Origin of the sequence: Brucella sp. IR068, from assembly GCF_049065885.1 — a bacterium.
Lineage (GTDB): Bacteria > Pseudomonadota > Alphaproteobacteria > Rhizobiales > Rhizobiaceae > Brucella > Brucella intermedia.
This window is the reverse complement of the sequence record NZ_JBAKHE010000005.1, coordinates 278,273-290,710: the sequence shown is the minus strand read 5'-3', so window position 1 is coordinate 290,710 and position 12,438 is coordinate 278,273. Positions and strand designations below refer to the sequence as shown.

Genomic DNA, 12,438 nt, shown 5'->3' with positions numbered 1-12,438 from the left:
TGTCTTGAGCAAGGTCTACATCCTCTAGTGACTAGAGGAGCAAGCGGAAAATGATCACGAATATGCCCATCGGCGAAGCATCGAAGGCGAGCGGCGTCAAAGTGCCGACCATCCGTTATTACGAGCAGATCGGCCTGCTGCCTTCCCCGCCGCGCAGTGACGGCAATCGCCGCCTCTATGACCGGAGCGACATCCAGCGGCTTCTCTTCATCCGCCATGCGCGCGATCTGGGGTTCGAGGTGGATGCGATCCGCACGCTTCTCGATCTTCAGGACAATCCCGACCAGTCATGCGCGGCAGCCGACGCCATTGCACGCGCGCGCCTGAGCGATGTGGAGCATCGCATCGCAAAACTGCTTTCGCTCAAGACGGAATTGCAGCGCATGCTGGAATGCACCGCGCATGGCCGCATCGACCAGTGCCGCGTGATCGAGATTCTCGGAAACCACGAGGAATGCGTGCACCCGAAGCATTAATCGGAACTAGAGCGCATCCCGAAAAGTGGGAACCGCCTACGCAGGGAAATCAGCCACTGGACTGATTTCTGATCCAGCTTCGATCGGATGAGATGCGCGATAAAACAAAAGACAGAGCATTTCCAACGCTTCATGAAAAACAGGAAATGCTCTGGCTGCCGGTCAGTTCACCTTTGAAAAACGGGTCGCCTGGATCTTGAGCGTGCCGATCTGGGTGCCGATCCGTGCCACGACGGGCGCATAGATGCCCGAATTGCCGAGCGATGCGAAGGAAATCGTCATCCGGCTGCGATTACTCAGGTAATCGATGGCCTTCTTGCCCTTCTGATAACCGGAAATCGGAATGAACTTCGCCGAGCAGATGACCGATTCGCCGGTAAAGCCATCGGTCGTGAACGATTCGGTGCCATTGAAGGAAAGCCTGATCTCGGCCCGCGTCTGGCCGTCGAAGACGCTCAGCGAGCGATCGCAGACTGCCCGGCCATTCTTCGCCGGAATCATGAGGGCGCTCAGCGGATCGCTGACATTCAGCAGGTCCTGCGGCGATGTTTCCACCCAGGGGTCGCGCTTTTTCACCGGAGGCTGGTTTTCCGCCGCCACGACATTGCCATTGGCGAAGCGGATCGTGGTGCTCTTGTTCTTGCGGCCATGCTTGTAGGCCAGATCGAAGCTCTTCGGCACGACCTTGCCGCCGACGGCGCTGCCGGTAACGTGCACGGTGCCGTCCGTATCGTCGAACACCCGCGCCAGACCGGAGGTCAGGAAACGGCCATTGAGGTTGTAATTCGCGCCATTGACCGTGGTTTCTATGGCGGACCGCGCAATGGAAAGCCCGAAAATGGAAATATCGTATTCCGTCCGGTAAAGATCATCGGCCCGGGCCGGGCCGCTGGCCATCGTCAGTGCCCCCAAGCTCAGGCCCGCGAAGGCCAGTCCTGCCGCAGCCGCCACACCATACTGCGCCAGCCGGTGCCGGACGGGCTTCAACACATGCGACGGTTCGATCATACTCGGCATTCCTTTCGCCTGCTTTTCCAATGAAGGTTTTCAACCACATTGGACCGCCAGAAAGTTGCGTGGGATTCTTCGATACAGTATCTGTGCAACAGGCAAAACCGGCGAAGTTATGATTGCAAGCTTTCGTGAAGACCGTTCGGAAGCCGGAAAACCGCGTCTTTGCGCGATGGATACGGAATCTCACTTGACTGCAACGGCTGCTGTCACTATAGAAACGCGACTTTCCCAATAGGCCGCCTGTCCGAGATCGCGCGCCAGCAGCATCAAACTGCGTTGATTGCTTGAATTCGGACATTCGGGTCGGGGCCTGAAGAACGTAATTGAAGGTGAGACCAAAATGTCCCGCGCTTGTGAATTGACCGGCAAGTCGGTCCAGTACGGCAACAATGTCAGCCACGCGAACAACAAGACGCGTCGCCGCTTTCTGCCGAACCTCTGCAATGTTACGCTGATGTCCGAAACCCTCGGCCAGAGCTATCGTCTGCGCGTTTCCGCCAACGCCCTGCGTTCGGTCGAACATCGCGGCGGTCTGGATGCGTTCCTCGTCAAGTCCGACGACAAGGAACTGTCGCAGCGCGCTCGCCTGCTGAAGCGTCAGATCGCAAAGAAGCAGGCTGAAGCAGTCGCTGCCTAAGCTTTCGGCCAAATGATTTGACAAAAAAGGCCGGCTCTCGTCGGCCTTTTTTGCTGGTTCCATCACCCAGGATAAAAAAATGTCAATCGAGACACCCTCTTTTTCCCGGCTTATGCCAGCGATACTGGCCATGTGCGTGGCGGTTGCCGCGTCGAATATTCTCGTCCAGTATCCGTTCCAGCATTTCGGCCTCGGTGAAGTTCTGACCTATGGTGCCTTCACCTATCCTGTCGCCTTTCTGGTCAATGACCTGACGAATCGCCGCTTCGGCCCTGCCGCCGCGCGCAAGGTCGTCTATGCCGGTTTCGTGCTGGGCGTCGTCATGTCGATCTGGCTGGCAACCCCGCGCATCGCGATTGCCTCGGGCTCGGCCTTTCTTTTCGCACAGCTGATGGACATCACCGTCTTCGACCGCCTGCGCCGCAAGACCTGGTGGAAGGCACCCTTTGCCGCCGCCATGTTCGGCTCTGTGCTCGATACGGTCCTGTTCTTCTCGATTGCCTTCGCAGCCGGATTTGCGTGGATCGACACGCTCACGGGAATGCCCGATTCGTCGCTTGCCGAACCGGCGTCCTTCCTCGGCCTCGGCGTGCCGCTCTGGGCGTCGCTGGCTTTTGGCGACTTCTTTGTGAAGGTCATCATGGGGACGCTTATGCTGATCCCCTATGGGGCAATCCTCGCCGTCTTCGCCCCGTCGCTTTATGCGCCAAGCCGGACAACGGCGGAAGAGGCATGACCAAGGGCGCTTGAAGCATTTCCAGCAAAAGCGTGAAGCGCCTTTGCGTTCGGAAATGCATCAAAATAAACTTCAAGCGTCCTTTGCTTTACCTTCTGCCAGCCCGGCGCCTGCCCTTGGCCGGAGCCGCAGCCCCCTGCTCCTCGAAAAGCGAGGCAAGCTGTTCGGTCATGGCGCCAGCCAGTTCTTCCGCATCGACGATGGTGACGGCGCGCTGATAATAGCGCGTGACGTCATGGCCGATGCCGATGGCGATCAGTTCCACCGGCGAACGCGTTTCGATTTCCTCGATCACGGCGCGCAGGTGCCTCTCCAGATAGTTGCCGGGATTGACGGAAAGCGTCGAGTCGTCGACCGGCGCGCCATCCGAAATCATCATCAGGATCTTGCGCTGTTCAGGCCGTCCAAGCAGGCGCTGATGCGCCCAGATCAGCGCCTCGCCGTCGATGTTTTCCTTCAGCAGCCCTTCGCGCATCATCAGGCCGAGATTGCGCCGGGCGCGCCGCCAGGGCGCATCGGCGCTCTTGTAGACGATGTGGCGCAGATCGTTGAGGCGACCCGGATTGGCGGGCTTGCCGCGTCCAAGCCACGCTTCGCGCGACTGGCCGCCCTTCCACGCCTTGGTGGTGAAGCCCAGAATTTCCACCTTCACGCCGCAACGCTCCAGCGTGCGGGCGAGAATATCCGCGCAGGTCGCGGCAACCGTGATCGGGCGACCGCGCATGGAGCCGGAATTGTCCAGCACCAGCGTGACAACCGTATCGCGGAAATCCGTATCGCGCTCCTGCTTGTAGGAAAGCGGCTGCGTCGGATCGATGACGATACGCACCAGACGCGCCGAATCGAGATAGCCCTCTTCCAGATCGAAATCCCACGAGCGGTTCTGCTGCGCCATCAGGCGGCGCTGCAGGCGGTTGGCGAGACGCCCCACCACGCCCTGCAGATTGGCAAGCTGCTTGTCGAGGAAACCGCGCAGACGATCGAGTTCCGCCTCGTCGCAAAGATCGGTCGCTTCGACCTCTTCATCGAACTCGCGCGTGAAGACCTTGTAATCGACATGCTCGGCAAAATTGGCGAAAGGCTGGTTCGGACGGCGCGTATCGCCCGGCGTTTCCGCGTCGATATCCTCGCTGTCGTCCATGTCGTCGGCGGAAGCGTCGGCGGCATCCATTTCGCCCTGCTCGCCTTCATCGCTCGAACTGTCGGATTCCTCGCTTTCAGCCGAATCGGAACCTTCCTGACTTTCGTCGCCGCCTTCCTCGTTCTCGTCGGAATCCGGCGTCTGTTCGTCGTTCTGTTCTTCCTCGTCGCTCGGTTCTTCCTGCGACAGCTCTTCCGCCATGTCCATGGAAGCGAGCATGTCGCGCACCGTGCGCGCAAAGGCCTGCTGGTCTTCGAGATTGTCGCCGAGCCGCGCAATGTCGGCCGCAGCCTTCTGTTCGATCCAGTCGCGCCACAGCTCCAGCACCTGCCCTGCTTCCGCCGGTGCGGCCCGCCCGGTCAGCTTCTCACGCAGAAGAAGCGACACGGCTTCCTCGAGCGGCGCATCTTCCCTCTCGGTGACGGTGGAGAAATTGGCTTTCGAATATTTATCCGCAAGCATGGTGGAAAGATTGTCCGCCATGCCCGCCATGGCGCGCGCGCCGATGGCTTCAACACGCGCCTGTTCGACCGCATCGTAAATGGCGCGCGCCTGCTTTCCTTCCGGAGCGAGGCTCGCATGAATGCGTGGGTTATGGCGCGCCTGACGCAGCGCCATGGAATCGCCAAGGCCGCGCGTGACGGCAATATCATGCGCGGTTGGACGTTTCGGCAGGTCGGGAAGGCGGGCACGATTGGCGCTCAAGGCCGGACGGTCGTTGGTAAACGCCACTTCCAGCTCATGCTCGCCGGAAATGGCGCGGACGCAAGCCGTTATCGCACGCTTGAACGGTTCGGAATCCACCGGTCCCGGTTTACGCTCGCGCGAATTATCGCCTATTCCTGACTTCTGGCCCGACATATGCCTATCCTGACTTCGCTTTCAAGCAAGGGCGAAGCTCATCGCCCCCGCACCAGACAGTGCACTGCCGCCGGATTATCGGGCGGCAGGCTTCCTCCGCATCAAGCGAGAACGATATTGGCCGCCGATTCCGGCAGTTCAACGCCGAAAGCACGCTGATAGAACTCAGCCACGGTCGCGCGTTCCAGCTCGTCGCACTTGTTGAGGAAGGTCAGGCGGAATGCAAAGCCGACATCGTTGAAGATCGCGGCATTTTCGGCCCAGGTGATGACCGTGCGCGGGCTCATGACGGTCGAGAGATCGCCATTGATGAAAGCCTGGCGGGTCATGTCGGCCACGCGCACCATCTTGTTCACGATCTCGCGGCCTTCGGCATTCTGGTAATGCTTGGCCTTGGCGAGAACGATGTTCACTTCATTGTCGTGCGGCAGATAGTTCAGCGTCGTCACGATGGACCAGCGGTCCATCTGCGCCTGGTTGATCTGCTGGGTGCCGTGATAAAGGCCGGTCGTGTCGCCGAGACCGACGGTGTTGGCGGTCGCGAACAGGCGGAAAGCCGGGTGCGGACGGATGACGCGGCTCTGGTCGAGAAGCGTCAGGCGGCCCGAGGATTCCAGAACGCGCTGGATGACGAACATCACGTCCGGGCGGCCGGCGTCGTATTCGTCGAACACCAGCGCTACATTGTGCTGATAGGCCCAGGGCAGGATGCCGTCCTTGAATTCGGTGACCTGTACGCCTTCCTTGACCACGATGGCGTCCTTGCCGACGAGATCGATACGGCTGACATGGCTGTCGAGGTTGACGCGCACGCAAGGCCAGTTGAGGCGGGCCGCGACCTGCTCGATATGGGTCGACTTGCCGGTGCCGTGATAGCCGGAAACCATCACGCGACGGTTATAGGCAAAGCCTGCGAGGATCGCGAGCGTCGTCTGACGGTCGAAAAGATAATCCGGATCAAGCTCCGGCACATAGGAATCGCCTGCCGCATAAGCCGGCACCGTCATGTCGGAATCGATCCCGAACACTTCGCGCACCGAAACCGTCGTATCCGGCAAATTGGCTATATCCCGCTCAACCTTGTTCATCATGCCTCCAGAGCGGCAGGCAGCGACCGGCCGCGAATTAATACCGGCAAGCTGCCGACCGGCAACTTTCATCCGCGGGCATGTTTTTCCGGCGCGCCGGACGGTATGCCCCTTCCGTAATTCGTTGCGGGCATCCGTGCTTGCATCCACGCCTTGGCGCGGCAGAAGAATGTCCGTCGGAGCCGTCGGCGACCGCTCCATAGTCAGCTTTCAGTCCCAAACAGGCTTTAGCAAAAACCTGCCTGCTTGAGCAATTGATAAGCCTGAATAACATCGCGAAATCTCTCTTCCGATCCGCGATCACCACCATTCGCATCCGGATGGTGCTGCTTTACCAACTCTTTATAGCGCGCCTTGATCTTATCGCCAGTCGAATTTGGTTCAAGACCGAGGGTGGCCAGCGCCTTTATTTCCAGCGTGCGGGGTTTGCGCTGCGCCTTCTGTCCCGGCGCATGCCCCTTCGCTTCCTTGAAAAGATTGAAGGGATCGCGGATGCGGTTGTGATAGGAGGCCGAACCTGACCGCATCTTGGCCACGTCGGGCGAGGTGCGCGCCTTGGCGGTGGAATTCGCCGTCGTCGACCAGGTTGGGCGGTGGCCGGTGATCGCATCCTTCTGGAATTTCGCGATGTCGCCATCGGAAAGACCGGAGAAGTAATTGAAATTCTTGTTATATTCCCGCACATGGTCGATGCAGAAGCGGAAATATTCGCCTTCACGCATCCGCCCCACAGGCGCGCGATGCGTGCCCGGCTTGTCGCAACCATCCCACTGGCAGCAGGGTGCTGAAGACTTCGCTTCCGCGGTCTTCTTGGGCTTGATGCGGATACTGTCGAAAAATTTTGAGTTCGTTGTCATCGAATCGAATTATGCGGATTATCAGTTGCTGAACAAGAATTGACATTTCGTCCGGTCGGGCTTTTGGCCATTTCAACTGGGCGAAATTTTGAAGCGGAGTGCTTTCCTGTGCGGATTTGCCCCACCTTTTGCCGCCGAAGCAGCGTTATATGAGGCACAGCGTCTATATGGGGAGAAGTGGCTCAAATGTCCATTCACAATAGCAAACAAAGCGCGATGGAAGCGAAACTGACCACGGCTTTCGCTCCCCAGCGCCTTGAAGTCATTAACGAAAGCCACCTCCACGCCGGCCATCACCATGAGGATCGCGGTCATCATGAAGTCTATGACGGCACCGGCGAAACACATTTCCGCATCCGCATCGTTGCCGACGCCTTTGCCGGAATGAGTCGCATCGAGCGCCACCGCGCCATCAACGCGCTGTTGAAGGACGAACTGGAGAGCGGCGTCCACGCGCTGGCGCTTGAGCCTTCCGCCCCCGGTGAAGCAACGCGCCGCTGAAGATTTTTTCGGAAAGAGCATGTCTTCCGAAAGCGGAAATCGTTCGGGTAAAGCCAGGCGCAAACCGGACGGATGGAGCATCTCCGCGATTCAATCGAAACGGAAATACTCTGGAGCCGGACCCTTCGGCTGTGCCTAGCAGCCGGGACCGGGAGGGCAACTTCGCTGAGCCCTATCAGGAAGCAGGCTATCCAGAGCCCGCCCCAAAACATGCAAAGCGCCCTTTCGGGCGCTTTTGCTATGCATCCAATGCCATGCGATCAAATCGATCGAACTTCGCGGAGAAAAGCAATTTCAGAATAGCATCCGATGTTGGCACAAATAGAGAAGGCTGTATCTATCTCATTATAAAGCATGCGATATGAAATTTCTCCGCAGTTTTCGTATCAGAACATAAGCTATCTACAATGAACGGCATCACATGCTTATAGATGAACATGCCCGCCGCAATACAACCTCAGTAATACATAAATCCGGCGATATTTCAAATGAAATATTCTATGCTTAAATAGAGCACGACCAGCGTTTATTAGTAATATTTGTTATTACCGTCTTTCTGCCGCCATCTGTTCTATCGGCGCGGCACCGCCGCAACGATGGGGGCCGGTTTTCCATCGGCGTCGAGCGGCACGATGCGCAACCGCGTCAGGCGGTTCCTTTCCTTCTTGAGCACAGAAAAGCGTTTCCCGTAAAAGGTGAAGGCCTGCTTCACTTCCGGGATCGTCTGCGTCTCATGAATGACCAGCCCGGCGATTGTGGTCGCCTCCTCATCCGGCAGGTGCCAGTCGAGCGCGCGGTTGATATCGCGAATCGGCAGCGAACCATCGACGATCACCGAACCGTCCGGCTGCAGGCGAACGCCCTGCATGTCGATATCGTGCTCGTCGGCAATATCGCCGACGATTTCCTCCAGGATATCCTCGAGCGTCACCAGGCCCTGCACATCGCCATATTCGTCGACAACGATGGCGATATGCGCCTTGCGGCGGAGAAAAGCGTCGAGCTGGTCCTGCAATGTCGTCGTGTCGGGCACGAACCACGGCTTGCGCGCGACCTTCATGATGTCGATGCGGGTGAAATCATTGTCGACGTCGTAAAGTGCGCGCAACAGGTCCTTGGTGTGGATGATGCCGACGATATTGTCGATATCGTCGCGCCAGAGCGGCATGCGCGTGTGCGGGCTGGCCAGAATATCGCGCACGATCTCTTCCGCCGCGGCATCGGCATTGACGGTGCCCATCGAGGTCCGGTGCACCATCACATCGCTGACTTCCAGCTCCTTGAGGTCGAGAAGGCCGCCAAGCTGGTCGCGGTCTTCCTTGATGAGCGACTTGTCGCGATGCAGCACCTCGACCGCGCCGCGCAATTCCTCCTGCGGGCTCAACATGGACCGGCCTGCGGCAAGATTGACGCCGCAGAGCCTCAGGATCGCGCGCACGATCCAGTTCACTGCGGCAGAGACCGGCCCGAGGATCAGCACCACCAGCGAAACGCTGCGCGCAACGACAAGCGAAAACCGGTCGGGACCGGAGATCGCCCAGGATTTCGGCAGCACTTCAGCGAAGATGACCAGAATGACCGTCATCGCGAGCGTCGCATAGGCGACGCCCGCATCGCCGAACAGGTTGAGGAAAATGCTGGTGGCAATCGAGGAGGCCAGAATATTGGCGAGGTTGTTGCCGATCAGAAGCACGCCGATCAAGCGGTCGCGACGGCTGATGAGCCGCTGGACCAGTCCCGCGCGCTCGTCGCCATTATGCTCGAGCGTGAGCATTCTGGCCCGCGACGCCGCCGTCAGCGCCGTTTCGGAGCCTGAAAAGAATCCGGAAAGAATGACGCAGAGCAGGATAATGCCGCACAGAACCCAGAGCTCGAAAGCCATTCGCCTTGTCCTCTTGCTTCGTATCTAGTGGATTTTCGAATTTGACCTTTGAAACAGCATCGCATTCAGGCGGCATTCAAATGTCGAATTCAGTCCACCAGACGGTCTTTCAAAAATTCCAGCACGGCTGCCGGCGGCACATCCTTGGCAATGAAGGACTGGCCGATACCGCGTGTCAGGATGAAGGTGAGCGCGCCGCGCGCCACTTTCTTGTCCTGTGCAATATAATCCATCAGTTTTTCCGCAGACGGCAAGCCGCCCGGTACGTCCGACAGGCGGTATGGCAGGCCGACGGCTTTCAGATGCCTCTCGACGCGCTCCGCATCCTCGATGCCGCACAGATTCATCTTGACGGAGAAGCGATGGGCCAGCGCCATGCCGATGGCAACACCTTCGCCATGCACGAGGCGGGCTGAATCGTAGCCCGTCGCCGTTTCCAGCGCGTGGCCAAACGTATGGCCGAGATTGAGCAGCGCCCGGTCGCCAGTCTCGCGCTCGTCGCGCGCAACGACAGCCGCCTTGCAGCGGCAGGATTCGGCGATGGCTTCCGTCCGCGCCGCGCCGCCGGAGAAAACCTCCTGCCAGTTCCGTTCCAGCCATTCGAAGAAGTCAGGGCGGTCGATCAGGCCATATTTCGCGACCTCCGCATAACCCGCGCGAAACTCACGCGGGCTCAGCGTATCGAGGACTTCCGTATCGGCCAGAACCAGTTGCGGCTGATAGAAGACGCCGACGAGGTTCTTGCCGTGCGCCGTGTTGATCCCCGTCTTGCCGCCGACCGAGGAATCGACCTGCGACAGGAGCGAGGTCGGCATCTGCACGAAATTCATGCCGCGCCGAACGATACCGGCAACGAAACCGGATAGGTCGCCAACCACGCCGCCGCCAAACGCCACGACCGCATCGCCGCGTTCCAGCCGCGCCGCCAGCACGGCATTGGTGACCGTTTCAAGCGTGCCGAATGACTTGGATTTCTCGCCCGGCGCAACGATCACCGGCGTTACATCGATGCCGGCCCTGACGAAGCTTTCGGTGAGCCGCTCCAGATGCGCCCTGGCGACATTCTCGTCCGTCACCACCGCCACGCGCACGCCTTTCAATCGCTTCGCCAGTTCTTCGCCCGCCCGGTCAACCAGCCCCTTGCCGATCAGTATGTCGTAGGAACGGTCGCCGAGCGACACGGGAACGGTGGTGACACCGGCGATGGAAGGCGCGTTCATGCATAGTCTCCGATACATATAGCGAGGCAGGCAGCCGTTAAGCCTCTAATCCTTCGAGATGACCGGCCAGAACATCGAGCAGTTCGGCGGCGATCACTTCCTTCTTGTCGTCCCGCGTCATCAGCTGGAGATCGGCCAGCGCATAGACCGGATAACGCTCGTTCATCAGCCGCAGCATGACACCGCGCGGATCGCTGTTTTTCAAAAGCGGGCGGTTCTGGCGGCGCGATACGCGCTCCATCAGAATATCGATTTCCGCATTGAGCCAGATGGAAACGCCTGCACGCGCGATTGCCGCGCGCGTTTCGGCGTTCATATAGGCTCCGCCGCCGGTTGCCAGAACCATCGGCCCGTCTTCGAGCAGGCGCATGATGACGCGGCGTTCGAGATCGCGGAACTCGACTTCGCCATAGGCTTCGAACAGTTCGGGGACGGTCATGCGCGAAACCGCTTCGATCTCCGTATCGGCATCGCGAAACGGCAGGCCGAGAAGGCTCGCCGCCTTGCGTCCGACGGTGGATTTGCCCGCGCCCATCAGCCCCACAAGCACCACGACTTTCGAACCGAGCAGATCGCGGATCAGTTCCGCTTTCTCATGTAGATTGTTTTGTTTTGCCGTGCTGCTCATTGTCCTCGTCCATTTGTTCCGGTTCCACATGAAAAACGGTTCGACGTCAATTGCTTTGATTGGTTTTGGAGGCGCGCGCGGCCGCAAGCACGGCTTTTTTGCAAGATGGGGCGCGCGGGTTCCCTTCGTCGCCGTCCTTGCTTTCGTCCAAATGCCGCAGCATAAGTGATGCATGCCAACGCTGACGCGCCTTGTCCTTTTTCTCGCTCTGGTCGCCGCCATCGTCTATGGCGCGATGTACGCGCTTGCCAATTTCGTGGAGCCCGACACGCGCGAGATCACCGTCGAAATACCGGCCTCGAAGCTGAAGCCGGTGACGATTGCGCCTCCCGTGGCCACGCCCGATCCGGCGGAAACTGCCGACACGGCCCCCGAACCGCCCCAGGCACCGCAGGAGTGAGGATGCGCGCATCGCTGGCGATCGAAAACTTTCTGGAAATGATGAGCGCCGAACGGGGTGCTGCCCGCAATACGCTTGAATCCTACCGGCGCGACCTTGAAGCGGTGGCGGAAGCCATGGCGGCGCGCGGCGTCAATCTTGCCGAAGCCGGCGCGGACCATGTCCGCAGCGCCATCGATGCCATGGCCGCGGAAGGTTTTGCCGCCACCTCGCAGGCAAGGCGCCTGTCCGCGCTGCGCCAATTCTTCCGCTTTCTCTATTCGGAAGGCTACCGGCAAGACGATCCGACCGGCACCGTCGATGCGCCGAAAAAGCAAAAGCCGCTGCCGAAGATCATGAGCGTCGAAAACGTCACGCGGCTTCTCGACCGGGCAGTGCTTGAAGCCGGTGAGCCCGGCGAACCGGCTGATCGCACTTCCGACCGGCTCCGGGCCTTGCGCCTTCATGCGCTACTCGAAACGCTTTATGCGACGGGGCTTCGCGTCTCGGAACTCGTCGGCCTGCCCGTCACCGTCGCCCGCACCGATCACCGTTTTCTGCTGGTGCGCGGCAAGGGTTCCAAGGAACGCATGGTTCCGCTTTCGCCCAAGGCGCGGGAAGCCTTGCAGCGCTTTCTCGCTTTGCGGGATTCCCTGCCCGGCAGCGATGACAATCCCTGGCTGTTCCCGGCATTCTCCGAAAGCGGCCATCTGGCGCGCCAGGTTTTTGCCCGCGAGTTGAAGGGCCTTGCCGCGCGCGCGGGATTGTCGGCCTCTGCCGTCTCGCCGCACGTGCTTCGCCACGCCTTTGCCAGCCACCTGCTGCAGAACGGCGCTGACCTGCGCACCGTGCAGCAATTGCTCGGCCATGCCGACATTTCAACGACGCAAATCTATACGCATGTGCTTGAGGAAAGACTGCATAAGCTTGTCAGCGAGCATCATCCGCTTGCCGATTAGCCGCTCTACGGTTATGAGAAAACCGAAAATTTGCAAGATGAGCCAGTAGTGAATATGTA

Annotated in this window: 13 protein-coding genes; 6 read left to right on the top strand and 7 right to left on the bottom strand. The window is 59.5% G+C overall.

What is annotated here, in order from left to right:
* The first annotated feature begins 53 nt into the window (after window positions 1-53).
* Window positions 54-476 carry a MerR family transcriptional regulator gene (locus ACOWVS_RS11110; RefSeq protein ID WP_170873258.1) on the top strand — a complete coding sequence of 141 codons (423 nt, stop codon included), beginning with the start codon at window positions 54-56 and terminating at the stop codon, window positions 474-476.
* Window positions 477-638: 162 nt separating this feature from the next.
* Here ACOWVS_RS11110 and ACOWVS_RS11105 read toward each other — a convergent pair whose 3' ends face one another.
* On the bottom strand, window positions 639-1,484 hold the full coding sequence (locus tag ACOWVS_RS11105; protein ID WP_075041809.1) for a DUF3108 domain-containing protein: 846 nt from the start codon (window positions 1,482-1,484) through the stop codon (window positions 639-641).
* Window positions 1,485-1,830: 346 nt separating this feature from the next.
* On the opposite strand from ACOWVS_RS11105, the gene rpmB reads away from it, so the two are divergent.
* Both rpmB and ACOWVS_RS11095 read left to right on the top strand, forming a co-directional pair.
* Window positions 1,831-2,127: a 50S ribosomal protein L28 gene (gene rpmB, locus ACOWVS_RS11100; RefSeq protein WP_006470974.1), complete on the top strand. Its 297-nt coding sequence runs from the start codon at window positions 1,831-1,833 to the stop codon at window positions 2,125-2,127.
* Window positions 2,128-2,206: 79 nt separating this feature from the next.
* Window positions 2,207-2,863: a queuosine precursor transporter gene (locus tag ACOWVS_RS11095; protein WP_025089910.1), complete on the top strand. Its 657-nt coding sequence runs from the start codon at window positions 2,207-2,209 to the stop codon at window positions 2,861-2,863.
* 88 nt (window positions 2,864-2,951) lie between these two features.
* Here ACOWVS_RS11095 and cobT read toward each other — a convergent pair whose 3' ends face one another.
* From cobT to ACOWVS_RS11080, 3 genes are all read right to left on the bottom strand, one after another.
* On the bottom strand, window positions 2,952-4,865 hold the full coding sequence (cobT, locus tag ACOWVS_RS11090) for a cobaltochelatase subunit CobT (RefSeq protein ID WP_006468007.1): 1,914 nt from the start codon (window positions 4,863-4,865) through the stop codon (window positions 2,952-2,954).
* Between the two features lie 101 nt (window positions 4,866-4,966).
* Window positions 4,967-5,953 carry a cobaltochelatase subunit CobS gene (gene cobS, locus ACOWVS_RS11085; RefSeq protein ID WP_006470975.1) on the bottom strand — a complete coding sequence of 329 codons (987 nt, stop codon included), beginning with the start codon at window positions 5,951-5,953 and terminating at the stop codon, window positions 4,967-4,969.
* Between the two features lie 227 nt (window positions 5,954-6,180).
* A complete protein-coding gene (locus ACOWVS_RS11080; protein WP_006470976.1) occupies window positions 6,181-6,810 on the bottom strand; it encodes a J domain-containing protein in 630 nt (209 codons plus the stop codon).
* Window positions 6,811-6,996: 186 nt separating this feature from the next.
* Here ACOWVS_RS11080 and ACOWVS_RS11075 point away from each other — a divergent pair, with 186 nt between their 5' ends.
* Window positions 6,997-7,311 carry a BolA family protein gene (locus ACOWVS_RS11075; RefSeq protein WP_063619779.1) on the top strand — a complete coding sequence of 105 codons (315 nt, stop codon included), beginning with the start codon at window positions 6,997-6,999 and terminating at the stop codon, window positions 7,309-7,311.
* Window positions 7,312-7,882: 571 nt separating this feature from the next.
* Here the strand turns inward: ACOWVS_RS11075 and ACOWVS_RS11070 are convergent.
* The 3 genes from ACOWVS_RS11070 to ACOWVS_RS11060 all read right to left on the bottom strand — a co-directional run bounded on the left by ACOWVS_RS11070 (window position 7,883) and on the right by ACOWVS_RS11060 (window position 11,041).
* The gene (locus ACOWVS_RS11070) at window positions 7,883-9,193 is read right to left on the bottom strand and encodes an HlyC/CorC family transporter (RefSeq protein ID WP_006468010.1); all 1,311 of its coding nucleotides are present in this window, start codon (window positions 9,191-9,193) and stop codon (window positions 7,883-7,885) included.
* Window positions 9,194-9,282: 89 nt separating this feature from the next.
* Window positions 9,283-10,413: a 3-dehydroquinate synthase gene (aroB, locus tag ACOWVS_RS11065; RefSeq protein WP_063881787.1), complete on the bottom strand. Its 1,131-nt coding sequence runs from the start codon at window positions 10,411-10,413 to the stop codon at window positions 9,283-9,285.
* A 37-nt stretch (window positions 10,414-10,450) separates the two neighbouring features.
* Window positions 10,451-11,041 (bottom strand): shikimate kinase, encoded by a 591-nt coding sequence (locus tag ACOWVS_RS11060; RefSeq protein WP_006470979.1) that lies wholly within the window; start codon window positions 11,039-11,041, stop codon window positions 10,451-10,453.
* A 172-nt stretch (window positions 11,042-11,213) separates the two neighbouring features.
* On the opposite strand from ACOWVS_RS11060, the gene ACOWVS_RS11055 reads away from it, so the two are divergent.
* A complete protein-coding gene (locus tag ACOWVS_RS11055; protein WP_021587506.1) occupies window positions 11,214-11,441 on the top strand; it encodes a hypothetical protein in 228 nt (75 codons plus the stop codon).
* A 2-nt stretch (window positions 11,442-11,443) separates the two neighbouring features.
* Window positions 11,444-12,379, top strand: coding sequence for a site-specific tyrosine recombinase XerD (gene xerD / locus ACOWVS_RS11050; protein ID WP_063619781.1), 936 nt, complete (start codon window positions 11,444-11,446; stop codon window positions 12,377-12,379).
* Window positions 12,380-12,438: the final 59 nt, after the last annotated feature.

Bases quoted from the DNA above. Each gene is read 5' to 3' on its own strand.
- ACOWVS_RS11105 (WP_075041809.1), bottom strand. From the start codon at position 1,484: ATGATCGAACCGTCGCATGTGTTGAAGCCCGTCCGGCACCGGCTGGCG.
- rpmB (WP_006470974.1), top strand. From the start codon at position 1,831: ATGTCCCGCGCTTGTGAATTGACCGGCAAGTCGGTCCAGTACGGCAAC.
- ACOWVS_RS11095 (WP_025089910.1), top strand. From the start codon at position 2,207: ATGTCAATCGAGACACCCTCTTTTTCCCGGCTTATGCCAGCGATACTG.
- cobT (WP_006468007.1), bottom strand. From the start codon at position 4,865: ATGTCGGGCCAGAAGTCAGGAATAGGCGATAATTCGCGCGAGCGTAAA.
- cobS (WP_006470975.1), bottom strand. From the start codon at position 5,953: ATGAACAAGGTTGAGCGGGATATAGCCAATTTGCCGGATACGACGGTT.
- ACOWVS_RS11080 (WP_006470976.1), bottom strand. From the start codon at position 6,810: ATGACAACGAACTCAAAATTTTTCGACAGTATCCGCATCAAGCCCAAG.
- ACOWVS_RS11075 (WP_063619779.1), top strand. From the start codon at position 6,997: ATGTCCATTCACAATAGCAAACAAAGCGCGATGGAAGCGAAACTGACC.
- ACOWVS_RS11070 (WP_006468010.1), bottom strand. From the start codon at position 9,193: ATGGCTTTCGAGCTCTGGGTTCTGTGCGGCATTATCCTGCTCTGCGTC.
- aroB (WP_063881787.1), bottom strand. From the start codon at position 10,413: ATGAACGCGCCTTCCATCGCCGGTGTCACCACCGTTCCCGTGTCGCTC.
- ACOWVS_RS11060 (WP_006470979.1), bottom strand. From the start codon at position 11,041: ATGAGCAGCACGGCAAAACAAAACAATCTACATGAGAAAGCGGAACTG.
- ACOWVS_RS11055 (WP_021587506.1), top strand. From the start codon at position 11,214: ATGCCAACGCTGACGCGCCTTGTCCTTTTTCTCGCTCTGGTCGCCGCC.
- xerD (WP_063619781.1), top strand. From the start codon at position 11,444: ATGCGCGCATCGCTGGCGATCGAAAACTTTCTGGAAATGATGAGCGCC.